At 74.4% G+C, this 25,112-nt stretch carries 24 protein-coding genes; 17 read left to right on the top strand and 7 right to left on the bottom strand.

Annotated elements, in window-relative coordinates:
- The first annotated feature begins 24 nt into the window (after positions 1 to 24).
- The 3 genes from JN535_RS07760 to JN535_RS07750 all read left to right on the top strand — a co-directional run bounded on the left by JN535_RS07760 (position 25) and on the right by JN535_RS07750 (position 2,539).
- Positions 25 to 618: a DUF5998 family protein gene (locus JN535_RS07760; protein ID WP_205204500.1), complete on the top strand. Its 594-nt coding sequence runs from the start codon at positions 25 to 27 to the stop codon at positions 616 to 618.
- Complete coding sequence (locus JN535_RS07755; protein WP_205204498.1) at positions 615 to 1,811, top strand: alkaline phosphatase family protein; 1,197 nt, start codon at positions 615 to 617, stop codon at positions 1,809 to 1,811. The genes JN535_RS07760 and JN535_RS07755 overlap by 4 nt, the downstream gene beginning before the upstream one ends.
- Positions 1,812 to 1,897: 86 nt before the next feature.
- The gene (locus tag JN535_RS07750) at positions 1,898 to 2,539 is read left to right on the top strand and encodes a thymidine kinase (RefSeq protein ID WP_205204496.1); all 642 of its coding nucleotides are present in this window, start codon (positions 1,898 to 1,900) and stop codon (positions 2,537 to 2,539) included.
- A gap of 29 nt (positions 2,540 to 2,568) precedes the next feature.
- Here the strand turns inward: JN535_RS07750 and sepH are convergent, their stop codons facing one another.
- Entirely contained in the window at positions 2,569 to 3,711 is a 1,143-nt protein-coding gene (gene sepH / locus JN535_RS07745; RefSeq protein WP_205204495.1) for a septation protein SepH, read from the bottom strand.
- Positions 3,712 to 3,964: 253 nt separating this feature from the next.
- Here sepH and JN535_RS07740 point away from each other — a divergent pair, with 253 nt between their 5' ends.
- The 3 genes from JN535_RS07740 to JN535_RS07730 all read left to right on the top strand — a co-directional run bounded on the left by JN535_RS07740 (position 3,965) and on the right by JN535_RS07730 (position 6,096).
- Positions 3,965 to 4,618 (top strand): trimeric intracellular cation channel family protein, encoded by a 654-nt coding sequence (locus tag JN535_RS07740; RefSeq protein ID WP_307868381.1) that lies wholly within the window; start codon positions 3,965 to 3,967, stop codon positions 4,616 to 4,618.
- 3 nt (positions 4,619 to 4,621) lie between these two features.
- Complete coding sequence (locus JN535_RS07735) at positions 4,622 to 5,473, top strand: inositol monophosphatase family protein (protein WP_307868378.1); 852 nt, start codon at positions 4,622 to 4,624, stop codon at positions 5,471 to 5,473.
- Between the two features lie 323 nt (positions 5,474 to 5,796).
- Complete coding sequence (locus tag JN535_RS07730; protein WP_047234722.1) at positions 5,797 to 6,096, top strand: DUF4193 domain-containing protein; 300 nt, start codon at positions 5,797 to 5,799, stop codon at positions 6,094 to 6,096.
- A gap of 68 nt (positions 6,097 to 6,164) precedes the next feature.
- Here the strand turns inward: JN535_RS07730 and JN535_RS07725 are convergent, their stop codons facing one another.
- Positions 6,165 to 6,680, bottom strand: a complete 516-nt coding sequence (locus JN535_RS07725; protein WP_205204490.1) for a DUF3093 domain-containing protein — start codon at positions 6,678 to 6,680, stop codon at positions 6,165 to 6,167.
- A gap of 76 nt (positions 6,681 to 6,756) precedes the next feature.
- Here JN535_RS07725 and dut point away from each other — a divergent pair, with 76 nt between their 5' ends.
- From dut to JN535_RS07705, 4 genes are all read left to right on the top strand, one after another.
- Complete coding sequence (gene dut / locus JN535_RS07720) at positions 6,757 to 7,233, top strand: dUTP diphosphatase (protein ID WP_307868377.1); 477 nt, start codon at positions 6,757 to 6,759, stop codon at positions 7,231 to 7,233.
- 162 nt (positions 7,234 to 7,395) lie between these two features.
- A complete protein-coding gene (locus tag JN535_RS07715) occupies positions 7,396 to 8,136 on the top strand; it encodes a DUF3710 domain-containing protein (RefSeq protein WP_205204486.1) in 741 nt (246 codons plus the stop codon).
- A 1-nt stretch (position 8,137) separates the two neighbouring features.
- Positions 8,138 to 8,512, top strand: coding sequence for an OB-fold nucleic acid binding domain-containing protein (locus JN535_RS07710; RefSeq protein WP_205204484.1), 375 nt, complete (start codon positions 8,138 to 8,140; stop codon positions 8,510 to 8,512).
- Positions 8,513 to 8,630: 118 nt separating this feature from the next.
- On the top strand, positions 8,631 to 9,560 hold the full coding sequence (locus tag JN535_RS07705; protein ID WP_205204483.1) for a DUF3159 domain-containing protein: 930 nt from the start codon (positions 8,631 to 8,633) through the stop codon (positions 9,558 to 9,560).
- Positions 9,561 to 9,602: 42 nt separating this feature from the next.
- Here the strand turns inward: JN535_RS07705 and JN535_RS07700 are convergent, their stop codons facing one another.
- Together JN535_RS07700 and JN535_RS07695 are read right to left on the bottom strand one after the other, a co-directional pair.
- Entirely contained in the window at positions 9,603 to 10,331 is a 729-nt protein-coding gene (locus JN535_RS07700; RefSeq protein ID WP_205204481.1) for a potassium channel family protein, read from the bottom strand.
- Positions 10,331 to 10,984, bottom strand: coding sequence for a potassium channel family protein (locus tag JN535_RS07695; RefSeq protein ID WP_205204758.1), 654 nt, complete (start codon positions 10,982 to 10,984; stop codon positions 10,331 to 10,333). The genes JN535_RS07700 and JN535_RS07695 overlap by 1 nt, the downstream gene beginning before the upstream one ends.
- 94 nt (positions 10,985 to 11,078) lie before the next feature.
- Between JN535_RS07695 and JN535_RS07690 the strand changes: the two genes are divergently transcribed.
- From JN535_RS07690 to JN535_RS07670, 5 genes are all read left to right on the top strand, one after another.
- The gene (locus JN535_RS07690; protein ID WP_205204479.1) at positions 11,079 to 13,082 is read left to right on the top strand and encodes an APC family permease; all 2,004 of its coding nucleotides are present in this window, start codon (positions 11,079 to 11,081) and stop codon (positions 13,080 to 13,082) included.
- A 105-nt stretch (positions 13,083 to 13,187) separates the two neighbouring features.
- Positions 13,188 to 14,576 carry a class I SAM-dependent RNA methyltransferase gene (locus JN535_RS07685; RefSeq protein WP_205204477.1) on the top strand — a complete coding sequence of 463 codons (1,389 nt, stop codon included), beginning with the start codon at positions 13,188 to 13,190 and terminating at the stop codon, positions 14,574 to 14,576.
- 100 nt (positions 14,577 to 14,676) lie between these two features.
- The gene (locus JN535_RS07680) at positions 14,677 to 14,901 is read left to right on the top strand and encodes a hypothetical protein (RefSeq protein WP_240200681.1); all 225 of its coding nucleotides are present in this window, start codon (positions 14,677 to 14,679) and stop codon (positions 14,899 to 14,901) included.
- A gap of 237 nt (positions 14,902 to 15,138) precedes the next feature.
- A complete protein-coding gene (locus JN535_RS07675; RefSeq protein ID WP_205204475.1) occupies positions 15,139 to 17,958 on the top strand; it encodes an aconitate hydratase in 2,820 nt (939 codons plus the stop codon).
- A gap of 215 nt (positions 17,959 to 18,173) precedes the next feature.
- Positions 18,174 to 18,635, top strand: a complete 462-nt coding sequence (locus tag JN535_RS07670; protein ID WP_205204473.1) for a DUF1801 domain-containing protein — start codon at positions 18,174 to 18,176, stop codon at positions 18,633 to 18,635.
- 18 nt (positions 18,636 to 18,653) lie between these two features.
- On the opposite strand, the gene JN535_RS07665 is transcribed toward JN535_RS07670, so the two are convergent.
- Together JN535_RS07665 and JN535_RS07660 are read right to left on the bottom strand one after the other, a co-directional pair.
- A complete protein-coding gene (locus JN535_RS07665; RefSeq protein ID WP_205204753.1) occupies positions 18,654 to 19,364 on the bottom strand; it encodes an NUDIX hydrolase in 711 nt (236 codons plus the stop codon).
- Complete coding sequence (locus JN535_RS07660; RefSeq protein ID WP_205204471.1) at positions 19,358 to 20,809, bottom strand: GuaB1 family IMP dehydrogenase-related protein; 1,452 nt, start codon at positions 20,807 to 20,809, stop codon at positions 19,358 to 19,360. The genes JN535_RS07665 and JN535_RS07660 overlap by 7 nt, the downstream gene beginning before the upstream one ends.
- Positions 20,810 to 21,012: 203 nt before the next feature.
- Between JN535_RS07660 and dxs the strand changes: the two genes are divergently transcribed.
- Entirely contained in the window at positions 21,013 to 22,926 is a 1,914-nt protein-coding gene (gene dxs / locus JN535_RS07655; RefSeq protein WP_205204469.1) for a 1-deoxy-D-xylulose-5-phosphate synthase, read from the top strand.
- Between the two features lie 101 nt (positions 22,927 to 23,027).
- Positions 23,028 to 23,681 (top strand): HAD family hydrolase, encoded by a 654-nt coding sequence (locus JN535_RS07650; RefSeq protein WP_205204467.1) that lies wholly within the window; start codon positions 23,028 to 23,030, stop codon positions 23,679 to 23,681.
- Positions 23,682 to 23,728: 47 nt separating this feature from the next.
- Here JN535_RS07650 and JN535_RS07645 read toward each other — a convergent pair whose 3' ends face one another.
- On the bottom strand, positions 23,729 to 24,826 hold the full coding sequence (locus JN535_RS07645; RefSeq protein ID WP_307868373.1) for a carboxylate-amine ligase: 1,098 nt from the start codon (positions 24,824 to 24,826) through the stop codon (positions 23,729 to 23,731).
- Between the last annotated feature and the right edge of the window lie 286 nt (positions 24,827 to 25,112).

The raw sequence follows: 25,112 nt of genomic DNA, 5'->3' as shown, positions 1-25,112 counted from the left end.
GGCGGCGGATGGGAGAATGCGCGGGTGCCCTCTGCAACCTCGAACGCCTGGACCCATCTGACGACCCAGCTCCACCGCGCCGGCTACTACCCGGAGCTCGTCGCGGACGTCCTCGACCTCGCGGTCGCGGGGGAGGAGATCGTCTCGCACCTCGTCCTCCCGGAGACGACGTTCGACGCGTCCGAGGTACGACGCCACCTCACGGTGCTGGTGCTGACCCCCACGCGGCTCGTCACGGCGCACGTCGACGACCACCCCGCCGACAGCGAGAACCCGTCCGCGTCCGCCGCGGCCACGACGGAGTCGGTGCCGCTCGCCGAGGTACGGTCCGTCTCGCTCACGCACGTCGTGGCCGAGCCCCACGAGCACCGCGCGGGCGCGGCACCGCTCGAGGTGACGCTCGCCCTCGGCTGGGGCGCGGTCTCGCGCGTCGACCTCGAGCCCGCGGGGTGCGCGGACCCGAGCTGCGACGCCGACCACGGGCTCACGGGGCAGATCACGCCGGACGACGTCGTCGTCCGCGTGAGCGCCGAGGCGGAGGGGCGCGACGCCGTGCGCGCCGCGGTCGACTTCGCGCGCGCGCTCTCGCGCGCCACCGCGAGGCACAGCGCCCGGTGAGCGAGGCACGCACGGACGAGGCCCCCACCACCCCGGCGCTCCCGGCCGGGTTCCGCGCGCCCGACCTCGGGCTCGGTGGCCTCGCCGCCGTCCTCCCGGGAGCCGCCGGCGCGCTCGGCGTCCGCTTCACGACCGCCACGGGGATCGGGAGCGAGGCGGCGCGCGCGGCGCTCGACCTGCCGCGCGCCGAGCGCGTGTGCGTCGTCCTCGTCGACGGTCTGGGCCACGTCAACCTCGCAGAGCGCGCCGGGCACGCGCCGTTCCTGCGCTCGCTCCTGCCCGACGCGCGGGCGCTCACCTCGACCTTTCCCAGCACCACGGCCGCCGCGATCGGCGCGTTCGGCACCGGCACGGCCCCCGGTCGCACCGGCATGCTCGGGTACACGCAGCGCAACCCCGCGACGGGCGGGCTCGCCAACATGGTGTCGTGGGAGGGTGCGCCGGCCCCGGCGGAGCTCCAGCGCGAGACCCCGGTGCTCGAGCGGCTCGCCGCGGCGGACGTCGCCGTGACCTCGACCGGCCCGGCACGGTTCGCCGGGTCCGGCATGACGGTCGCCGCCCTGCGCGGCGGGTCGTACGCGGCGGCCGAGGGCCTCGCGGCGCGCGTCGACGCCGCGGTGCGGGCGCTGTCCCGGCCGGGTCTCGTCTACCTGTACTGGGGCGAGGTGGACAAGGCGGGCCACCACCACGGCAGCACGTCGTGGCAGTGGGGCGACGAGCTCGAGGCGCTCGACCGCGAGCTCGCCCGGCTCGTCCGGTCGGTCCCGCAGGGCACGCTCGTGCTCGTCACCGCGGACCACGGCATGGTCGACGTCGACCCGGCGCTGCGCCGCGACGTCGCCACCGACCCGGTGCTCGCGCGGGGCGTCGCGCTCGTGGGCGGCGAGCCGCGCGCGGTGCACGTCTACACCGACCCGGGGGAGACGACCGCCGTCGCGGCACGCTGGCGCGACGTCCTGGGCGACGACGCGCTCGTCCTGGAGCGCGAGGAGGTGCTCGCACGCGGCCTGCTCGGGCCGGATCCCCGCACGGAGGCGGTCGCCGCCGCCGGCGACGTCATCGTCGCGCTGCGGGGCCGGGCGACCGTCGTCGACTCGCGCACCCAGACGCCCGCGTCGCTCGCGCTCGTCGGGGTGCACGGCTCGCTCACCGAGCGCGAGATGCGCGTCCCGCTCCTCGTCGCCGCCACCTGACCGCTGCGCCGCCCGTCGCCGCTCCAGGCGACGGCCCGGCCCGTCCGCGACCCCCGCTCCGACCGACCTCGCGAAGGAACGCCCCGATGGCCGAGCTCGTCTTCTTCTCCGGGACCATGGACTGCGGCAAGTCCACCCTCGCCCTCCAGCTCGACCACAACCACGCCGCGCGCGGTCGTCGCGGGCTGATCTTCTCCCGCAACGACCGGGCGGGGACCGACCGGCTCTCCTCCCGGCTCGGGCTCGAGGTCGTGGCGCGCGAGGTGCGGGACGACACCGACTTCTGGTCGCTCGTCACGGCCGAGCCGGAGCCGGTCGACTACCTCGTCTGCGACGAGGCGCAGTTCTACTCCCCGGCGCAGGTCGAGCAGCTCGCGCGGCTCGTCGACGAGACGGAGATGGACGTCTTCGCCTTCGGCATCACCGCCGACTTCCGCACCCGGCTCTTCCCCGGCTCGGCCCGTCTCATCGAGCTCGCCGACCGCGTCGAGGTGCTCCAGGTCGAGTCGCTGTGCTGGTGCGGCCGGCGCGCGACGCACAACGCGCGGACGGTCGACGGGAGGATGGTCGTCGAGGGCGACCAGGTCGTCGTCGGTGACGTCGGGGCGGGCTCGGGCGAGGTCGGCTACGAGGTGCTGTGCCGCCGCCACCACATGCGCCGCATGACGACGGCCCTCGCACGCCGCCAGGCGGCGTCCGACGGGCTGCCGCTCGACCTGCCGCGCTGAGCCCGCGCGCTCGAGCGGCGCCGGGCCGACTACTCCGGGCGCGCCCCGAACACGATCTCGTCCCAGCTCGGGACCTTCGCGCGCGAGCGGTTCTTCCCCTTGCGGGGCTCGCGCGCGGTCTGGGGGCGCGCCGCACGCGGCGGGTCGTCCGCGTCCGCGGGGGTGGCGCCGTCGCCCGGACTCTCGTCGCGCGACGGACGCTCGCCCGCGCCGTCCTCCGGATCCGGGCCCGCGTCGTCCCGGGCGTTCCCGAGCGCCGGCTCCGGCAGGCGCACCGCGTCGAGCGGACGGATCGTCGGGAGGTGGACGACGGTCGCCCCGGCAGACGTGGCCGCGTCGTCCCGAGAGCCGTCCTGCGACTCGCCCCGGTCCGGACCTGCGCCGGCCTGCGGGCCGAAGCCCTCGAACGGCTCCTGCCCGTCGACCTCGACCGGCCCCGCCGAGGCCTTGTGCGGGCGCACGCCCCGGCGCTGGCTCAGGTCGTCGAGGAGCTCGGCGGTCCCGTCGTCGGGGGTCGGAGCGGCCGGGGGAGCGGCGCGGAGCCCTCGGCCGCGCCCCGTCGCGTCGACGTCGAACACCGCGACAGCCCCGGGGCTCGGGTCGCGCGGGGCGTCCGTCCCCGAGAGCCAGCGAGCCTCGTCGTCGAGCGCCCGGAGCGCGCGCGTCGCCGCGTCGTACTCCCAGCGGGCGGTCCTGCTGCCCGTCCCGACCTCGAACGTCGCCGTCACGACCCACGACGCCCCGGGCTGGCGGGCCGCGCTCCACTCGACGGCGTCGGGTTGCACGTCGCGCGCCGCGAGCCGCTGGGCGACGAGCTCGCCGACGGTCGGTGCGTCCTCGTCGTGCCCCTGGCGGGAGGCGCGGACCCGGTCGACGACGTACTCCTGCTCCGCGACCACCGGGCCTGCGAAGCGGCGCACGTGCTCGACGCCGAGGCCCGCCGCCTCGGCGACCGTCTCGACGGACTCCCCGGCGCGCAGCCGGGCCTGGATCTCCCGGGGCGCGAGGTTGCGCTCGCCCTCCGCGCGCAGGTGCTCCAGGTGCGGGCGGTCGCGTCGCACGGCCGCGCGCAGCGACTCGGTGATCGGCAGCGTGAACTGCGTGCCGCCCGTCGCGCGCAGGACGAGGTGCTCCCCGTCCTCGTGCAGTCTCACCAGCTCCAGCTCGTCCATGGACCCTCCCGTGTCGCCGCGCCCGGTGGCGCTCGCGGTGCCGCTCCGGATGCCTGCCCGGTCGCTGCGTCCAGCCGCCCGGTGCCGGGCCGCGAGCCCGGCCGCCCGGGCTCCGCGGACCGCGACACCCGCGTCACCGCTCCCTCGAGGGTGCCATCGTCCCACCCGCGAGCCGCGCAGCACGCGCGGTGTGCCGCGGACTCGGCGCGGCTCGTCCGCGCCCCGCGGGTGGGCGGCTGGGATGATGCCGGGTGTGATCCTCGACCTCGTGCCCGGCGACGCCCTCGAGCTCGGCGGTGTGTTCTTCGCGGCGCTCTCGGGCGGGCTCGCGGCGGTGCGCAAGCGGTTCGACCTCGTGGGCGTCCTGGTCCTCGCGTGGGTCGCGGGTCTCGGCGGCGGTCTGCTGCGCGACGTCCTCATCGGCGCCATCCCGCCGGTCGGGATCTCGGACTGGCGCCTCGTCGCCGTCGCCGTCCTCGCGGGCGTCGTGACGTTCTTCTGGCACCCGCGCCTCGAGCGGCTGCGGCGCAGCATCATCGTGCTCGACGCGGGCGCGCTCGCGCTCTTCGTGCTGTCCGGCACGATGAAGGCCCTCGACTACGGTGTGGGACCGCTCGCCGCGATCTTCGCAGGGGTCATCACGGGCGTGGGCGGCGGCATCCTGCGCGACCTGCTGACCAACGAGGCGCCGCTCCTGTTCCAGGACAAGCAGCTCTACGCGATCCCGGCGCTCGCGGGCGCCGCGCTGACCGCCGGGCTCGCGGAGGCCGGCGCCCTCGGGCTGCTGTCCCAGGCGGCCGTCCTCGCGCTCGTGTTCGGCTTCCGCCTCGTGTCCCTGCGCCTCGGCTGGTCGGCGCCCGGCCCGTGGGAGGGTCGCACCGCACGCCGCGGGTCGGGCAGGATGTGAGCCGTGCGCCTCTTCATCGACGACCCCCGACAGCCCGACGACGTGACCGTGGCCGACTTGCGCGACCTCGCCGAGCGTCTCGCCCGCGAGGCCGGCGACCTCGTCCGGTCCGGTCGCCCGGACCGCGTCGAGGTGGCGGCGACCAAGTCGACGGCCACGGACGTCGTGACGCGCATGGACGCCGACTCCGAGGCGCTCCTGCGCCGCGGGATCGCGGCGGCCCGCCCGGACGACGCGATCCTCGGCGAGGAGGAGGGCGCCTCGGCCGGCACCTCGGGCATCACGTGGGTGATCGATCCCGTGGACGGCACCGTCAACTACCTCTACGGGGTCGCGTCGTACGCGGTGTCCGTCGCCGCGGTCGTCGGCCCGCCGGACCCGCTCGAGTGGACCGTGCTCGCCGGCGCGGTGCACTCCGTCGTCGACGGTCGCACGTGGACCGCGGGCCTGGGGGCGGGCGCGACCGTCGACGGACGTCCCGTGCGCGTCAACGCCGAGACCGACCTGGGGCAGTGCCTCGTGGGCACGGGGTTCGGGTACGACGCCGACCGCCGCCGGGCGCAGGCGCGGGTCCTCGTGGAGGTCCTGCCTCAGGTCCGTGACATCCGCCGGCTCGGCTCGGCGGCGATCGACCTGTGCCTCGTCGCGTCGGGCGAGCTCGACCTGTACTACGAGCGCGGCCTCAACCCGTGGGACATGGCCGCGGGAGCCCTCGTCGCGCACGAGGCCGGTGCGCGTGTGACAGGTCTGCGCGGGCGCGCGGCGGACCGTGAGATGACCGTCGCGGGTCCGCCCGAGGCGGTCGCCCGGCTCGTCCGGATCCTCGAGGGCGTGGACGCCGACTCGGACGCCTGAGCGCCCCACGGCGGGCTGGGAGCGTTCCCGCTCCGCCGCGCCGGGGTGCCCCGTGTCCGCCCGTGACGAACGACACCGGGCGGGCGGGGCGTCACAGGGTGCATCCCTCCGGGAAATGGTGCAGAATCCGGTGGCCCGCCGGGAACAATTCCGGTGCGCCGTGCATTGACCAGCGTGCACGTGCCACGACGACCTCGGGGCACGACACGTCACGGGGTGCCCCCGCGCCCCGCACCTGTGCCGCCCGGCACGATCGGCCGTCGCCGGTGGTCCCGGACGGGCACTGTCGCGATCGACGAATACTCCGGAGAGTGACCCCACAGATGGCAACAGACTACGACGCCCCCCGCAAGAGTGAAGAGGAGCTCAGCGAGGACTCGCTCCAGGAGCTCCAGGCTCGTCGCTCCGACAAGAGCTCGGGCGTCGTTGACGAGGACGAGACCGAGGCGGCGGAGGGTTTCGAGCTGCCCGGTGCCGACCTGTCCGGCGAGGAGCTCTCCGTCCGGGTCCTGCCTCGTCAGGCCGACGAGTTCACGTGCTCGAGCTGCTTCCTCGTGCACCACCGCAGCCAGCTCGCGTACGAGAAGAACGGGCAGCAGATCTGCTCCGAGTGCGCCGCCTGACCTGCACGACCCACGACGGCCGTCGCCCCTTCCCCCGGGGCGGCGGCCTTCGTCGTCGGTGGGGTCCGTCAGACGGTGCGTGCGGCCCGGATCGCGTCGGCGAGACCCTGCGGGTGCCGCGTGGAGACCAGCCAGTACGGCGTCGGGTCCTGCGGGTCGTCGAGCACGACGTGCACGCCGGTACGGGCCCACGCACGCAGGCACACGTAGGCGCGGGCGTCGAGGCGTCGGCCGAGCTGGACGCGCATCGCGTCCGCGTCGAGGGTCGTGACCCGGCCGAGCAGCGAGACGGGGACGTGCGCGCGACCGGCGCGGAGCTCGCCGTCCGCCACCGCGACGACGGGGGAGGTCCACCACAGCCCGGCGACGCCCGCGACCATCGCGAGCGCGCCCACGCCCAGCGCGATCGCCTGGCTCGCGGGCCACAGCGCGATCCCGAGGACCAGGGCGAACCCGAGGGCCGCGGCCCAGCCGCCGACGCCTGGGACGAGTCGCTCGCGGTAGGGCGTCGCGCCCACGGCGCCGGGTGCCCCGGCGGTTCCCGGGGTCGAGGAGGGCCTGCTGCGGTCGGCGGGGTCCGTCATGGGTCCATCATCCCAGCAGTCGGGGCGTCGCCCGACGTGCTCGCCGGGCCTGCCCGTGACCACTAGGCTCTGCCGGGTGCCGAACCACCACCAGCCCGAGACCGGGGACGTCGACGTCCTCATCACGCTCCTCGACGACGTGCCCCTGCCGTCCTACGCCCACCCGGGCGACGCCGGCGCCGACCTCGTCACGACCGTCGACGTCGAGCTGGCGCCGGGACAGCGCGCCGTGGTTCCCACGGGCGTCTCGATCGCTCTGCCCGACGGCTACGCGGCGTTCGTGCACCCGCGTTCGGGCCTCGCCGCGAAGCACGGCCTCACGGTCGTCAACGCGCCGGGCACCGTGGACGCCGGGTACCGCGGCGAGATCAGGGTGACGCTGCTCAACACGGACGCCCGGGAGACCGTCGTCCTGCGCCGCGGCGACCGGGTCGCGCAGCTCGTCGTGCAGAAGGTGGAGCGCGCGCGGTTCGTGCGGGCCGAGCGGCTGCCCGGTTCGCACCGGGGCGAGGGCGGCTTCGGGTCGAGCGGCGGATGGACGGCAGCGCCCTGACGAGGCGTCGACGAGCGCCCGGCGCGGACCGCCGCGCGCCCGTCGTCCCGCAGCGAACGTCGCACCCGGACCGTCGCTGCGCGGGCTAGTGTGGAAGCAGTGCGGGGCGAGCGCCCCGTGAGGAGTCCCGGCCGAGGGCCGGGCAGGTGAAGGAGTTCCTCCGTGGGTCTGTTCCGTCGCTCCAGGTCGTCCGAGCCGACCGAGTCGCCCGAGCCGTCGCGCACGGCGTCCGCGCCGGTCGACGACGGCGCGCCCGCCGAGGCGGCGAGCGAGGAGAAGCCGGCCCGCGGCCCGTACGACTCCTCCCAGGTGCCCGAGCGCGGGCCGCGCCTCGACCTGGGCGCGGTGTGGCTGCCCGGCGTGCCGGGGATGGAGCTGCGCATGGAGGTCGACAAGAAGACCCAGCGCATCACCGGCGTGGCGTGCGCCGTCGCCGGGTCCGGGCTCCAGGTGCAGGCGTTCGCCGCACCGCGCACGGACGGCATCTGGGACGAGATCCGCGGGGAGATCGCCGCGTCGGTGACCAAGCAGGGCGGCACGGTCGACGACATCCCCGGCCCGTTCGGACGCGAGCTGCTCGCCCGCATCCCCGCGCAGACGCCGGACGGGCGTCCCGGCGTGCGGCCCGCGCGCTTCGTGGGCGTCGACGGGCCGCGCTGGTTCCTCCGCGGCGTGCTCACCGGCAAGGCGGCGGTCGACCCGGCCGAGGCCCGGCTGCTCGAGTCCGTGTTCGCCAACATCGTCGTCGTGCGGGACCAGAGCCCGCGCCCGCCGCGCGACCTCCTCGCCCTGCACCTGCCGGGCAAGGGCCCGGCCGCCGCGGCAACGGCGCCCGCCGGGGCGCCGGAGACGCCGTCGTTCGACCCGCTGACCCGTGGGCCGGAGATCACGGAGATCCGCTGACATGACCCCCACCCTGCGCGACGCCTGGCGCACCGCCCTCGCCTCCCAGGAGGAGCTCGCCGCCGACGAGGAGCGCTCCGAGGCGGCACGGCAGAAGGGCTGTCGGGCGGTCTCCGAGCTGCCGAACCGCCGCCGCGCCAAGATCTCCGGCGTGCTGCGGTCCGTGGTGCTGCGTCCGCGCGAGGGCGTCCCGACGGTCGAGGTCGAGCTGTTCGACGGGTCGGGCGTCGTGGACCTCGTGTGGCTGGGCCGCCGCCGCATCGCAGGGATCGAGCCCGGCCGACGCGCCCTCGTCGAGGGGCTCGTGTGCGACGTCGACGGGCGCCGCACCATCTTCAACCCGCGCTACGAGCTCCTCGCCAAGCCGGGGGAGTGACCTCGCTCCCGCCGACGCGCGGCGGTGCCGTACGATCCAGCGGACGTGCAGAGGCCGACCCGGGCCACGCGCCCGGACCGTAGCCGACCGACCCCCGAGCCACCGAGGACGCCACGAGATGACGAGCAGCAGCGACGCGAGCGGCGGCCCCGCGGAGGGGCGTCCGGACCCTGGGCACGCCCGGGACGGTCTCGCGCACGAGGCCGACGTCGCGGAGACGGTCGTCGACGACGTCGCGGCGCCCGAGGACGGCCGCGCCCGGGGTGTCCGCGCGCTCGCCGGGCAGGACTTCTCCGTGGCCGACGCGATCGGTGGGGTGCGTGGGCTCGTCGAGTCCGTCGCCCCGGGCCTCGTCTTCGTCGTCGTCTACGTCGCCACGACCAACCTCCGGTGGGCGCTCGTGACCTCGGTCGCGGCAGCGCTCGTCGCCGTCGCGGCGCGACTGGTCCAGCGCACTCCCGTGACCCAGGCGTTCGGCGGACTCCTGGGCGTCGGCATCGGCGTGATCTGGGCGTGGCGGTCGGGCGAGGCGCAGGACTACTTCGCGTGGGGCCTGTGGACCAACGCCGCCTACCTCGTCGCGCTCCTCGTCTCCGTCCTCGCCCGCTGGCCGCTCGTCGGCCTCGTGGTCGAGGGTTTCCGCAGCGGGTTCGGCACGGGGGCGGCGTCCGGGCCGGCCGGGACGACGGCGGACCCGTCCCCGAGCGCGGTCGACGCCTCGGCCGAGCAGCCCGCGGCGGCCCCGACGCCCGCCGGCGCACCCGTCGACGCGGACGCCGCCGAGCCCGGCGCGTTCGCCCGCTGGGCCCGCTCCTGGCGGTCGGACCGTGCGCTGATGCGCCGGTACACCGCCGCGACGTGGCTGTGGATCGGCCTGTTCGCCGCCCGGCTCGCGGTCCAGGTACCGCTCTACCTCGACGGTGACGTCGGCTGGCTCGGCACCGCGCGCCTCGTCATGGGCATCCCGCTGTGGGCGCTCGTCCTGTGGCTCACGTGGATCCTCGTGCGCCGGCCGCACGCCACCGTGTCCCCGCAGCCGACGGCCTAGGCACGAGGGCCTCCGCGCGAGGACCCCGGGGGACGGGCGGTCTCAGAGGACGCCGTCGGTCGCCTCGGGCGCCTCGACCGGCGCGTCCGGCACGGTCGGTTCCGCCTCCGGCTCGCCCGCCAGCAGCCGCCCGAGCGCGCCCTCGTCCGCCTCGTTGCCCGTGACGAGCAGGAGCTCGTCCCCGACCTCGAGCGTGTCGTCCTGGCTCGGCGCGATCGGTCGTGTGCCGCGGACGATGGCCGCGAGCACGGTGTCCGGGGGCCAGCTCACCTCGCCGACGCGGTGGCCGACGAGCGGCGAGCTCGGCGGCAGGGTGACCTCGAGGATGTCGGCACCGGACTGGTGGAACGTGAAGATGCGGACGAGGTCGCCGACGGCGACGGCCTCCTCGACCATCGCCGTCATGATGCGCGGCGTGGACACGGCGACGTCCACGCCCCACGACTCGTCGAACATCCATTCGTTCTTCGGGTTGTTCACGCGCGCGACCGTGCGCGGCACGCCGAACTCGGTCTTGGCGAGCAGCGACACGACGAGGTTCGCCTTGTCGTCGCCCGTCGCGGCGACGATGACGTCGCACTCGTCGACCTTGGCCTCGGCGAGCGACGACAGCTCGCACGCGTCGGCGAGCAGCCAGTCCGCCTCCGCCACCTGGGCGACCCGCATGGCTGCCGGCTGCTTGTCGATGAGCATGACCTCGTGGTCGTGGCTGAGGAGCTCGCGGGCGATCGAGCGGCCGACGGAGCCCGCCCCGGCGATGACGACGCGCATCACTCGGCCTCGACCTTCGGTGCGTGGGTGAGCTTGCGTTCGACGACGGCGGCCTGCTCGTCGTCCATGAGCACGTGCAGCACGTCGTTCTCCTGCAGGACGGTGCGGTCGGTGACGAGGACCCCGTCGCCGAAGCGGCTGACGAACGCGACGCGCGCCCCTGTCGCGTCCTCGATGGCGCGGACGGTGCGCCCGACCCAGTCGGGGTGGAAGTCGACCTGCGCGAGGCGCACGCGGCCGGACGGGTCGCGGTACTCGTCGGTCGCGCCGAACGGGAGCATGCGGCGCAGCACCTGGTCCGCGGTCCAGCGCACGGTCGCGACCGTCGGGATCCCGAGGCGCTGGTAGATCTCCGCGCGCTGCGGGTCGTAGATGCGCGCCACGACCTTCTCGACGCCGAACGTCTCCCGCACGACGCGCGCGGAGAGGATGTTCGAGTTGTCGCCGTCGGAGACCGCGGCGAACGCGTAGGCGTCCTCGATGCCGGCCTGCACGAGCGTGTCGCGGTCGAAGCCGACCCCGGTCACCTTCTTCCCGGTGAACTCGGCCGGGAGGCGCCGGAACGCGTCGGGGTTCTGGTCGACGACGGCGACCGAGTGGCCGCTCGACTCGAGCGACTGGGCGAGCGTCGCGCCGACGCGGCCGCAGCCCATGATGACGAAGTGCACGCACCGAACGCTACCGCTCGCCGGGCCGCCGGGCGCGCACCAGCGCGACCGGACGCCGTCGGGCATAGCATGAGGCCTCGTGTCGGAGATCGCTGATGCCGCGAAGCGGCTGCTGCTCGGGCGGCCTGTCCGCAGCGAGCACCTGGGGCACACGCTGCTCCCCAAGCGCGTGGCGCTGCCCGTGTTCGCGTCCGACGCGCTGTCGTCCGTCGCGTACGCCCCGGACGAGATCCTCCTGACGCTCGCGATCGCGGGCCTCAGCGCGACGATGATCTCGCCCTGGGTGGGCCTCGCGGTCGTGGTCGTGCTGCTGACGGTCGTCGCGTCGTACCGGCAGAACGTGCGCGCCTACCCGTCGGGCGGTGGCGACTACGAGGTCGCCACCGTCAACCTCGGCCCGACCGCGGGCGTGGGCGTCGCGTCGGCGCTCATGGTCGACTACGTGCTCACGGTCGCCGTCTCGATCTCCTCGGGGGCGCAGTACGCGGCCAGCGCGATCCCCGCGCTGCGCGACCACGAGGCCGCCTTCGCGATCGGCCTGGTCGTCGTGCTCACGCTCGTCAACCTGCGCGGGGTCAAGGAGTCCGGGACGTTCTTCGCCATCCCGGTGTACCTCTTCATGCTCGCCATCGGCACGACGGCGGTCGTCGGGTTCTTCCAGTACGTCACCGGGAACCTCGGCGCGGCCGAGAGCGCGGAGTTCGAGCTCACGGCGGAGAGCGGGTTCGACCAGGGTCTCATCGGCATCGCAGGGGCGTTCCTCGTGGCACGCGCGTTCGCGTCCGGGTGTGCGGCGCTCACCGGTGTGGAGGCGATCAGCAACGGCGTGCCCGCGTTCCGCAAGCCCAAGTCGCGCAACGCCGCCACGACGCTCGCCCTCCTGGGCGGCATCTCGGCCGTGATGATGCTCTCGATCCTCTTCCTCGCGCGCGCGACGGGCGTGCACTACGCGGAGGACCCGCACACGCAGCTCTCTCTGAACGGGCAGCCGCTGCCCGCGGACTACGTGCAGCACCCGGTGATCGGGCAGCTCGCCGAGACGGTGTTCAGCGGGGCTCCCGTGCTCTTCTACGTGGTGTCCGCCGTGACGGGCCTCATCCTCGTGCTCGCGGCGAACACCGCGTTCAACGGCTTCCCCGTCCTCGGCTCGATCCTCGCGAAGGACGGCTACCTGCCGCGCCAGCTGCACACGCGCGGCGACCGGCTCGCGTTCTCCAACGGCATCATCACGCTGGCCGTCGCCGCGATCGTGCTCATCTGGGCGTTCGACGCGCAGGTCACGCGCCTCATCCAGCTCTACATCGTCGGCGTGTTCGTGTCGTTCACGCTCTCCCAGCTCGGAATGGTGCGGCACTGGACGCGGGCGTTGCGTACGGAGCGCCAGCCGCGCGAGCGGTCGCGCATGCGGCGCTCGCGCGTGGTGAACACGGTGGGCCTCGCGATGACGGGGACCGTGCTCGTCATCGTGCTCATCACGAAGTTCACGCACGGCGCGTGGATCGCGATCCTCGCGATGGCGCTCGTGTTCGTGCTCATGAAGTCGATCCGCAAGCACTACGACACGGTGCGGGACGAGCTCGCGCTCGGCGACGACGCGGCGGCCGCGCGCGCCCTGCCGAGCCGCGTCCACGCGATCGTCCTCGTCTCCAAGATCCACCGCCCGACGATGCGGGCGCTCGCGTACGCGCGGGCCTCGCGCCCGTCCGTCCTGGAGGCGGTCACCGTCGGCGTGGACGCCGAGGACGTCGAGGACCTCATGCGGCAGTGGGAGGCGCTCGACCTCCCGGTGCCGCTGCGCGTGCTGGACTCGCCCTTCCGCGAGATCACGCGCCCGGTGCTGTCCTACGTCCGCTCGGTCCGCCGGGAGTCCCCGCGCGACCTCGTCGTCGTCTACATCCCCGAGTACGTCGTGGGCCACTGGTGGGAGCAGCTGCTGCACAACCAGAGCGCGCTGCGGCTCAAGGGCCGCCTGCTCTTCACGCCGGGCGTCGTCGTCGCGTCGGTCCCGTGGCAGCTCTCCTCCACCGAAGGGCAGACCGGGCTCGAGGGCGAGGGGTTCCGCCAGCGCTTCACCGGGTACTGACCCGCGCTCGGCCGCCACGTGCCGCGGGTCCGGTTCCGACGCCGGGACCGGGCCCGCGTCCTGCTCCCGGTGGGTGGGCCGCGGGACGTCCGGGATACTGGGGGCATGCCGTCCTCCTCGCGTGGTCCTGCCGTGCCCTCCGACCGACCGTCCGACCCCTCCGCCGACCGCCGCGCGGGGCGCGGTCAGCGGCGCCCCGCGCGGCGCCGCGGCGAGCGGGCGACCCGGCAGAGCCCGCGTGTCGACCCTCGACCTGAGGTCGAGGTCGAGCTCGAGGTCGGCCCGGTGGCGCACGGCGGCCACTGCGTGGCGCGGCACGACGGCCGCGTGGTCTTCGTCCGGCACGCCCTGCCCGGCGAGCGTGTGCGCGCCCGCGTCACGGAGGGCGGTGACGCGGCGAAGTTCTGGCGCGCGGACGCGGTCGAGATCCTCGAGGCGTCGCCGGACCGTGTCCCCTCGGTGTGGCCGGAGGCGGGCCCCGGCGGTGTCGGCGGCGGCGAGCTCGCGCACGTGGCGTTCGACGCGCAGCGCCGCTGGAAGCGGGACGTGCTCGCCGAGCAGCTGCACCGGCTCGGGAAGGTGGACCTCGACGAGGCTAACCTTCAGGTAGAGGTCGAGGGTCTACCGGGCGACGACGAGCGCGGCGGGCTCCGCTATCGGACGCGCGTGGACCTCGTCGCCGACGGCACGGGCCGTGCAGGCATGCACCGTTTCCGGTCCCACGACGTCGTCGCGCTCGACAGCATGCCGCTGGCCACCGAGGACGTCGCGGAGCTCGCGGCGCGCGAGAAGGTCTTCACGCGCACTTGGCGTCCGGGAACGCGGATCGAGCTCGTCGCTCCCGTCGGCTCGGCGCCGGTCCTCCTCGTGGACGGCGAGCCGTGGCGGTCGGGCTCGCCCGACCAGCGTCCCAACGCACGCCGCAGCGTGACCGAGCGCGTCGTCCTCGGTGACCAGCAGCACGAGTACCGCGTCGCGGCGGGCGGATTCTGGCAGGTGCACCGCGAAGCGCCGGCCACGTTGGCGCGCGCGGTGCTCGACGGTGTGGGTGACGTCGACGGAGCGCGCGTGCTCGACCTCTACTCCGGCGCGGGGCTGTTCACGTCCCCTCTCGCCGAGGCGGTCGGCGGCAGGGGATCCGTGGTCGCCGTCGAGGGGGACGAGCGGGCGGTGCGGGACGCGCGGCGCAACGCGCACGGGCTCGCCCAGGTCGAGCTGCACCACGGGCCGGTCGAGCAGGTGCTCGCCGAGGACCGGGCCGGCGCCGACGTCGTCGTGCTCGACCCCCCACGCGTCGGCGCGGGCCGGGCCGTCGTGGACGCGGTGGCGGGGCGGAACCCGTCCCGCGTCGTGTACGTCGCGTGCGACCCCGCCGCGCTCGCGCGCGACGTCTCCTACCTCGCAGGCCACGGCTACGGGCTCGCGTCCCTGCGCGCGTTCGACCTCTTTCCCCACACCCACCACTTCGAGGCCGTCGCCGTCCTCGCGCGCTGACGTCGCCGGTGCCGGGCGGCCCCGTGCGAACCCGGGTGCGCCGATCCGGGACCGGGGAGGAGGATGGAGAGACGATCGGACGAGCGGGACGGTGAGGGGCGTGACGAGCACGAGCGGGTCGACGACGGTGGCTGCTGCGACGGAAGCGCCGACCGCCCATGCCTCGGACGACGTCCGGGACGTCGTGGGCGTGGGCGTGCTGATGGCGAACGGGCGGCTCGCGGGGCGGAGCTTCGCGTCGCGCGCGGAGGCGGAGGCCTGGGCGCGGCCCGACGAGGGCGAGCAGGTCGTCGAGCTCAACCTGCTCTGCGACTGCGACCTCTGAGCCGGGAACCGTGGGCACGACGCGCTCGCGCGGGCCGGCGGCCATATATCTTGACGTCAAGATATATGGGGTATGCTGGTCACGGTGCAGGTCGCAGCGGGTCGTGGACGAGCCGCCGACCACCGCCAGGGCGGTCCTCCGGACCCGGCCTGAGCGGCGCGCCGGCCCGGCGTAGGCTGGGCGAAGCCCCCTGAACCATGGCATCCGTGCCACCGTCTCGCCACGAAGGAGCTACGAGTGAGCAGCGTCGACACGTTCGGGTCGAAGGGAACGCTGGAGGTCGGTGAGAACTCGTACGAGATCTTCCGCCTGTCCGCCGTCGAGGGTGTCGAGCGCCTCCCGTACAGCCTGAAGATCCTCGCCGAGAACCTCCTGCGTACGGAGGACGGCGCCAACATCACCGCGGACCACGTCCGCGCGCTCGCGTCCTGGGACCCGGACGCGCAGCCGGACACCGAGATCCAGTTCACGCCCGCGCGCGTGATCATGCAGGACTTCACGGGCGTGCCCTGCGTCGTCGACCTCGCCACCATGCGCGAGGCCGTCGCCGAGCTCGGCGGCGACCCGTCGCGCATCAACCCGCTCGCCCCCGCCGAGATGGTCATCGACCACTCGGTGCAGATCGACGTCGCGGGCCGCTCGGACGCGTTCGAGCGCAACGTCGAGTTCGAGTACCAGCGCAACCACGAGCGCTACCAGTTCCTGCGCTGGGGCCAGACGGCCTTCGACGACTTCAAGGTCGTCCCCCCGGGCACCGGCATCGTGCACCAGGTCAACATCGAGTACCTCGCTCGCACGGTCATGACCCGCGAGGTCGGCGGCGTGCTGCGCGCCTACCCGGACACGTGCGTCGGCACCGACTCGCACACGACGATGGTCAACGGCCTCGGCGTGCTCGGCTGGGGCGTCGGCGGCATCGAGGCCGAGGCGGCCATGCTCGGCCAGCCCGTCTCGATGCTCATCCCGCGCGTCGTCGGCTTCAAGCTCAACGGCTCGATCCCCGCGGGCGTCACCGCGACCGACGTCGTGCTCACCATCACCCAGATGCTGCGTCAGCACGGCGTCGTCGGGAAGTTCGTCGAGTTCTACGGCGCGGGCGTGGCCCAGGTGCCGCTCGCGAACCGCGCCACGATCGGCAACATGAGCCCCGAGTTCGGCTCGACCGCCGCGATCTTCCCGATCGACGGCGTGACGATCGACTACCTGCGCCTCACGGGCCGCAGCGACGAGCAGCTCGCGCTCGTCGAGGCGTACGCCAAGGAGCAGGGCCTGTGGCTCGACCCCGAGTCCGACAGCTACGTCGAGCCGGTGTTCTCGGAGTACCTCGAGCTCGACCTCTCGACGGTCGTCCCGTCGATCGCCGGGCCCAAGCGCCCGCAGGACCGCATCGAGCTCGGCGAGGCGAAGGAGTCGTTCGCCTCCGCGATCCTCGACTACGTCGACGCCGGCGAGGCCGCGCCGTTCACGGGCCTCGACGAGTCCGTCGAGGAGACCTTCCCCGCGTCCGACCCGATCGCCGCCGCCGCGCACGACAACGAGTCGGACCACCCGGTCGCGCCGGGGCACGCCGACAGCGCGAAGCGTCCGCACAAGGTCGTCCCGGTCACGCTCGAGGACGGCACGACGACCGAGCTCGACCACGGCCACGTCGTCATCGCCTCGATCACGTCGTGCACCAACACGTCGAACCCGTCGGTCATGCTCGCGGCGGCGCTGCTCGCGAAGAACGCGGTGGACCGCGGGCTCGCGTCGAAGCCGTGGGTCAAGACCTCGATGGCCCCCGGGTCGCAGGTCGTGACGAACTACTACGAGAAGGCGGGCCTCTGGCCGTACCTGGAGAAGCTCGGCTTCCACCTGGTCGGCTACGGCTGCGCGACGTGCATCGGCAACTCGGGCCCGCTCGCGGACGAGATCTCCGCGACGGTCAACGAGCACGACCTGTCGGTCGTCTCGGTGCTGTCCGGGAACCGCAACTTCGAGGGGCGCATCAACCCCGACGTGAAGATGAACTACCTCGCGTCGCCCCCGCTGGTCATCGCGTACGCGCTCGCGGGCACGATGGACTTCGACTTCGACGCGGAGCCCCTGGGCACGGACCCGCACGGCGAGCCGGTCTTCCTCAAGGACATCTGGCCGTCCCCGGAGGACGTCCAGGCGACGATCGACGCGTCGATCGACCGCGACATGTTCACCAAGGACTACGCGGACGTCTTCACCGGTGACGACCGCTGGCGTGCGCTCGAGACGCCCGAGGGCGACACGTTCGCCTGGGACGCCGAGTCGACCTACGTGCGCAAGCCCCCGTACTTCGAGGGCATGGGCATGGAGCCGGCGCCGGTCACGGACATCTCCGGGGCGCGCGTCCTCGCGAAGCTCGGCGACTCGGTGACCACGGACCACATCAGCCCCGCGGGCGCCATCAAGGTGGACTCGCCCGCCGGCAAGTACCTCGCGGAGAACGGCGTCTCACGTCGCGACTTCAACTCCTACGGCTCGCGCCGCGGGAACCACGAGGTCATGATCCGCGGCACGTTCGCGAACATCCGCCTGCGCAACCAGCTCCTCGACGGCGTCGAGGGCGGGTACACGTTCAACTTCGTCAAGAACGCGCAGGACACGATCTACGACGCCGCGCAGGACTACGCCGCGCAGGGGACTCCGCTCGTCATCCTCGGCGGCAAGGAGTACGGCTCCGGCTCGTCGCGCGACTGGGCGGCCAAGGGCACCGCGCTCCTGGGCGTCAAGGCGGTCATCACGGAAAGCTTCGAGCGCATCCACCGCTCGAACCTCATCGGCATGGGCGTCCTCCCGCTGCAGTTCCCGGCGGGCGAGAACGCCGAGTCGCTCGGCCTCGACGGCACCGAGACGTTCGACATCGCCGGCGTGACGGCGCTCAACGAGGGCACCACGCCGGCGACCGTCAAGGTCACCGCGACCAAGGCCGACGGGACGAGCGTCGAGTTCGACGCCGTCGTGCGCATCGACACGCCCGGTGAGGCGGACTACTACCGCAACGGCGGCATCCTGCAGTACGTGCTGCGCTCCCTGGTGGCGTGAGCCACCGGTAGCGCGCCGGGCACTGCCCGACGACGCACGCACGCCCGGCGGGGCGCTCACCTCTCGAGGTGGGCGCCCCGTCGTCGTCTCCGGGTACCCGGCGGACGGCGTGCGACGAGATCGGCATCTCGTGCCGAGATCGGCGGTCGCGGCCGCCGAACGCGCAGGCGAGTGCCGATCTCGCACGCGGCGCCGCCACCGCGAGAGACTGAGGCATGGCGAGCGAGAGCACGACCCAGCCCACCGGCGCCGACGTCGAGGAGTTCCTCGGGTCCGTGGACCATCCCGTGCGGCGCCGCGACGCGCTCCGGCTCGTCGAGCTCATGGGTCGGGTCACGGGGGAGCCGCCGCGGATGTGGGGTCCGTCGATCGTCGGGTTCGGCACGTACCACTACCGCTACGCCAGCGGACGCGAGGGTGACATGGCGGCGGCGGGATTCTCGCCGCGCAAGGCCGCGACGACCGTGTACCTCATGGACGGCGTCGACGCCCACGCCGCGCTCCTGGAGCGCCTCGGTCCGCACACCGTGGGCAAGGGCTGCGTCTACGTGAAGGACCTCGACGCCGTCGACCTCGGCGTCCTGGAGGAGGTCGTGCGCCGCTCGTACGCGACCCTCACGGACGACCCCGGGTTCGGCCGCCGGCTCTCCGGCCCGTCGGCGCACGAGCCCTCCTGACGCGAGCGCGCCGCCGGGTCAGAGCGGGGCATCGAGCGTGCGCTTGCGGTCCCAGGGCTCCGTCCAGCCGAGCCGGTCGAAGAGGGCGTCGAGGATGCCGCCCGTGAACCCCCAGACGAGGTGCTCGCGCCCGTCCGCCTCGACGAGGAACCCGGGGCTCTTGTGCACCCGGCGCTCGCGGCGGACGGTCACCGTGCGACGCCGCTCGGGGTCGAGGAGGTCGGCGACCGGGACGCGGAACACGTGCGCGGACTCCGCCGCGTCGACCGCGCGGACCGGCGTGGGGCGCGACCACCACGCGAGGACCGGCGTCACGAGGTGGTTGCTCACCGGCACGGGCAGCTCGCCGAGCGTGCCGAGCACGTCGACGCCGTCGGGCTCGAGCCCCGTCTCCTCCTCGGCCTCGCGCAGCGCCGCGCCGACCGGGCCGTCGTCGTCGGGCTCGAGCCGACCTCCGGGGAAGGCGACCTGGCCGGGGTGGTGGCCGAGCGTCGCGGCGCGCGCGAGCAGGAGCACGTCGAGGTCCCGCGGCACCGACGCCGCGGCGTGCTCCGCCGGGACGCGGTCGAGCGCGCCGAACAGCAGGAGCACGGCGGCGCCGCGGGCGTCGTCGCGCAGGGCGCCGACGGCGTGGCGCCACGGCTCGGGCCACGCGCCGCCGTCACGCGCGAGCGCGGCGAGCTGGTCGCGCGCGGACGGGCGCGAGCCCTTTGGGGCGGTGGTCACCAGCTCACCGGGAGCGGGCGGCCCTCCTCGTAGCCCGCGGCCGACTGGATGCCCACGAGCGCGCGGTCGGCGAACTCCGCGAGGCTCGACGCGCCGGCGTAGGTCGCGGAGCTGCGCAGCCCCGACGTGATCTGGTCGAGCAGGTCCTCGACGCCCGGGCGCTGCGGGTCGAGGAACATGCGGCCCGAGCTGATGCCCTCCTCGTAGAGGGCCTTGCGCGCGCGGTCGAACGGCGAGCCGCCCGCGGTGCGCGCGGCCACGGCGCGTGCCGACGCCATGCCGAAGCTCTCCTTGTAGAGACGGCCGGTGCCGTCGTCGTGCAGGTCGCCGGGCGACTCGTACGTGCCGGCGAACCACGAGCCGATCATCACCTGCGAGGCTCCCGCGGCGAGCGCGAGGGCGACGTCGCGCGGGTGGCGCACGCCGCCGTCGGCCCACACGTGCTTGCCGAGCTCGCGCGCCGCGGCGGCGCACTCGAGGACGGCGGAGAACTGGGGGCGACCGACGGCCGTCATCATGCGCGTGGTGCACATGGCGCCTGGTCCCACGCCGACCTTGACGATGTCCGCGCCGGCGGCGACGAGGTCGCGCACGCCGTCGGCCGTGACGACGTTGCCCGCGACCACGGGGACGTCCGGGCCGACGGAACGCACGGCGTCGAGCGCCTGGAGCATCTTCGCCTGGTGGCCGTGCGCCGTGTCGACCACGAGCACGTCGACGCCGGCCGCGAGGAGCTCCTTGGCCTTGGCGGCGACGTCGCCGTTGATCCCGACGGCGGCGCCGACGCGCAGGCGTCCTTGGCCGTCGAGCGCCGGTGCGTAGACGGACGAGCGCAGCGCGCCCTTGCGCGTGAGGACGCCGACGAGCGCCCCGTCGCGCGTCACGGGCGCGACCTTGAGCCGCGCCGTGTGGAGCTGGTCGTAGGCCGCCTCGAGCCCGGCGCGACCGCCGTCGAGGACGGAGGCGTCGAGGACCAGAGGGTCGGTGGTCATGACCTGGTGGACCTGGGTGAAGCGGTCGACGTCGGCGCAGTCGGCCTCCGTGACCACGCCGACCGGGCGCCTGCCGTCCACGACCACCGCGGCGCCGTGCGAGCGCTTGCCGATGAGCGTGAGGGCCGTGTGGACGGTGTCGTGCGAGCCGACGACCACGGGCGTCTCGATGACCGGGTCCTTGGACTTCACGTCGGCGACGACGTCCGCGACGACGTCGGTCGGCACGTCCTGCGGGATGATCGCGACGCCACCGCGGCGCGCGACCGTCTCGGCCATGCGGCGGCCCGCGACGGCGGTCATGTTCGCGACGACGACCGGGATCGTCGTCCCCGTCCCGTCGGCGGAGGAGAGGTCCACGTCGAAGCGCGAGGCGACCTCGGAGCGCGACGGGACGAGGAAGACGTCGCCGTACGTGAGGTCGGTCGCGGGGGACTGGCCGGGCAGGAAGCGCATGCCCTCATCCTACGAGGTCGGCACCCGCCGGTGTCCGCACTGCGGAAGTGATCTTCCACTGGGGTGCGGTCCGTGCGTGGGGCGCCGGAGTGTGGGTCAATGGCGTGAAGGTCCCGTCGCCCCGCGCACCGCTGCGCAGGTCATCAGCCCGGACGGCCTAGAGTTGTCGGGCTGGTCGCACGGGAACGGAACGGAGCATCTGCATGAGCCTGCTTGGCACGATCACCTCGCCCGAGGACGTGCAACGGCTGACCCCGGGGCAGGCTCGCGAGCTCGCCGCGGAGATCCGGGCGTTCCTCGTCGACTCCGTCTCCCGTACGGGCGGCCACCTCGGTCCCAACCTCGGGGTCGTGGAGCTCACGATCGCGATGCACCGCGTGTTCTCCTCGCCCACGGACACGTTCGTGTTCGACACGGGCCACCAGTCCTACGTCCACAAGCTCCTCACGGGGCGCCAGGACTTCTCGGCGCTGCGCAAGCAGGGCGGGCTGTCCGGGTACCCGTCGCGCGCCGAGTCGGAGCACGACGTCGTCGAGAACTCGCACGCGTCCACCGCGCTCTCGTGGGGCGACGGCATCGCCAAGGCGAACGTCGTGCGCGGCCTCACCGACCGACACGTCGTCGCGGTGATCGGCGACGGCGCGCTCACCGGCGGCATGGCCTGGGAGGCGCTCAACAACATCGCGGAGAGCCAGGACCGGCGGCTCGTGGTCGTCGTCAACGACAACGGGCGCTCCTACTCGCCCACGATCGGCGGGCTCGCGCACCACCTGTCCACGCTGCGCACGACGCACGGCTACGAGAGCTTCCTGCAGTGGGGCAAGCGCACGCTCAACCGGTCCGGCGCGCCCGGCAGGTTCGCGTACGAGTGGCTGCACGGCCTGAAGAAGGGCCTCAAGGACGTCGTCGCGCCGCAGGGCATGTTCGAGGACCTCGGCATCAAGTACGTCGGTCCCGTCGACGGCCATGACGTCGAGGCCATGGAGCACGCGCTGCGCCGGGCCAAGGCGTACGGGGCGCCCGTGATCGTGCACGCGATCACCGAGAAGGGGCGCGGCTACACGCCCGCCGAGCAGGACGTCGCCGACCGCTTCCACGCCGTCGGCAAGATCCACCCCGAGACCGGCCTGCCCGTCGCGCCGTCGCGCTTCGGCTGGACGAGCGTCTTCGCGGACGAGATCGTCCAGATCGGCCGCCGCCGGTCCGACGTCGTCGCGATCACCGCGGCCATGCTCGAGCCCGTGGGCCTCAAGCCGTTCGCGCAGGCGTTCCCGGAGCGCACGTTCGACGTCGGCATCGCCGAGCAGCACGCCGCCACGTCCGCCGCGGGCATGGCGTTCGCAGGGCTGCACCCCGTCGTCGCCGTGTACGCGACGTTCCTCAACCGCGCGTTCGACCAGGTCCTCATGGACGTCGCGCTGCACAAGGCGGGGGTGACGTTCGTCCTCGACCGCGCGGGCATCACGGGCGACGACGGCGCGAGCCACAACGGCATGTGGGACATGGCGATGCTGCGCATCGTGCCCGGCCTGCGGCTCGCCGCGCCGCGCGACGAGGACACGCTGCGGACGGCGCTGCGCGAAGCCGTGGACGTCGACGACGCGCCCACGGTCGTGCGCTATCCCAAGGGAGCGCTCGGGGACCCGCTCCCCGCCGTCGACACCGTGGACGGCGTGGACCTGCTCGCCGCGCCGGGCGAGGCGCCGAAGACCGCTCCGCAGGGTGCGGCTCCCCGCGCTCGGGTCCTGCTCGTCGGGCCCGGGTCCATGGCGCGCGTCGCGCTCGACGCGGCGGAGTCCCTCACGGCGCACGGCGTCGACGTGACCGTCGCCTCGCCGACGTGGGTCCTGCCGATGCCGAGCGCGCTCGTCAAGCTCGCGGGCGAGCACGACCTCGTCGTGAGCGTGGAGGACGGCGTCGCGGACGGCGGCGTGGGCGCGCTCCTCGCGCAGCGCTCGCTCGAGGCCGGCGTGCGCACCCCGGTGCACGCGCTCGGGCTGCCTGCGCAGTTCCTCGACCACGCGACCCGCGACCAGGTGGCGTCGGCGTACCGGCTCACCGCGGCCGACGTCGCGCGCGACGTGCTGGACGCGCTCGCGGCCCTCGCGCGCGGCTGAGCGCCGCGGATCGCGATCGGCCCGACGGCGGCCTCGGGGCGCCGTGGTCGCGGCGCGGACGCGGGGGCGGCGCACCGGCGCGGCGCGCTAGGGTCCGGCGCGTGATCTGGCTCCTGGACCTCGACAACACGCTCGTCGGGCGCGACGACGCCTTCGCCGCCTGGGCGGCCGAGGCAGTCGCGCACGCGGGTCGCGACGCCTCCGACCTCGCGGCGATCGTCGCTGCCGACCAGGGCGGCCACGCGCCCAAGCGCGCCGTGGCGCGCGTCATCCTCGACCGGCTGGGCGGCGAGGCGGACCTGGACGCCGTGGTGGCCCGCTTCCGCCGCGGCATCCTCGAGCACGTGCGCGCCTACGCCGGCGTGCTCGACGCCCTCGACGCCCTGCGCGACCGCGGCGACCGGGTCGTCGTCGTCACGAACGGCACGTCCGCGCAGCAACGCGGCAAGATCGCCCGCTGCGCGGTCGAGCCCCACGTCGACGCGATCGTCGTCTCCGACGAGGAGGGCGTCGCCAAGCCCGACCCACGCCTGCTCGAGATCGCGCTCGACCGCGTCGGAGCGCAGGACGTCGAGCGCGCCGGGGTGTGGATGGTCGGCGACGCGGCCCACCTCGACGTCGCGGCGGGGCAGGCGGCGGGCGTGCGGACCGCGTGGGTGTCGCACGGCCGGGCCTGGAAGGGCGGCGCCGCGCCCGACGTCGTGGCGACCACGACCCTCGGGGCGCTCGCGGCCTGCACGGCGGTCACCGTCTGACGCCCGGCCGGCGCACCACGCAGCGCAACCGGCCGCCTCGCGGTCGCTCAGGAGTGCGTGACCTTCACGGCCTCCTCGACGACGGCGCGCAGGTCCCCGCCGGACGCCGCGTGCCACGCCCGTTGGCGCTGGGCACCGTTGCCGCCGGACCAGAGCCGGCCGAGCAGCTCGGTCACGGTGTCGAGGTCGCCCGCGTCGACGAGCGCGTCGCGCACGTGCGCGACGAGCTGGCCGACGACGTCGTGCGCCGGGGCGGGGCGCCACGTGAGAGGCGAGACGAGGTCCTCCTCGAGGCCCGAGCGCCCGGCGCGCCACGACGCGGTCCGAAGGATCTCGGGGCGCAGCTCCGGGGGAGCGGTGCCGTCCGCGGCGGCGCGTGCCGCCGTCTCGACGAGGCCGCGGCTGAGGGCCGCGAGGAGCGTCGCCGTGTCGGGGTCGAGGCACACGTCGGCGACGCGGATCTCGACCGTCGGGTAGCGCGACGACAGCCGGGCGTCGAAGTAGACCATGTTCTCGTCGAGGATCGTCCCGGTCGCGACGAGCCCGTCGACCGCCTCCCGGTAGGCCTCGGGCGTACCGAACGCGCGCGTCGGGCCCGAGGTCGGCCAGCGGGACCAGACCTGGGACCGGAAGCTCGCGTATCCGCTGTCCTGGCCCTGCCAGAACGGGGAGTTGGTGCTCAGGGCGAGGAGCGTGGACAGCCAGGGCCCGATGCGGTCGAGGACGGCGACGCCCTCGGTGTCGTCCGCGACGGCGACGTGCACGTGGCACCCGCTCGTGAGCTGCTCGCGCGCCGTGAGCCCGAACGCGGCGCGGGCCTCCAGGTAGCGCAGGCGGGAGACGGTCGTGCCCTCGAAGGGCAGCGGTGAGGTGGAGAGCGCGGCGACCCGGGCGCCGACGCGGTCCGCGGCCTCCTGGGCGCGCCGACGGCCCTCGCGGATCTCCGTCGCGAGGTCGTCGAGCTCGCGACGCGGGTGCGTCGCGGTCTCGAGCTGCTCCTCCATGAACTCCGACTCGAGCGAGCCGGTCCCGCCGCCCTTCTCGTCGGTGCCCGACGCCTCCAGGGCCTCCGCGGCCCGGGCGACCGGGTGCCCGTCGTCGCCGACGAGCAGGAACTCTTCCTCGACCCCTACGGTGCGCTTCACCCGGGCAGTCTCACACGGAAGCCGTCGCCTCGTCGGGCGAGCGTGTGACGTGCGTCCGTGTCGTGCGTCACGACGGCCCCGGACACGTGGTGGCCGAGGGCGGGGAGGGCTTGTGAAGGTCATCACAAGAAGCTGGCGCCGGACCGGTGCCCACCCTCGAGAACCGCAGAATACCGCGGTTCTTGGCTGATCGCGCCGGGCCTCGCCCGGGTCGGGACCTAGGTCCCCAGGGGCCCCGAAACCCCTCCGGGAGGAGCGTCGCGAACCTAGCCTGGAGGTGGCGAAG

The organism is Cellulosimicrobium cellulans, from assembly GCF_016921195.1.
GTDB lineage: Bacteria > Actinomycetota > Actinomycetes > Actinomycetales > Cellulomonadaceae > Cellulosimicrobium > Cellulosimicrobium cellulans_F.
This window is presented reverse-complemented; position numbering and strand designations above follow the sequence as displayed.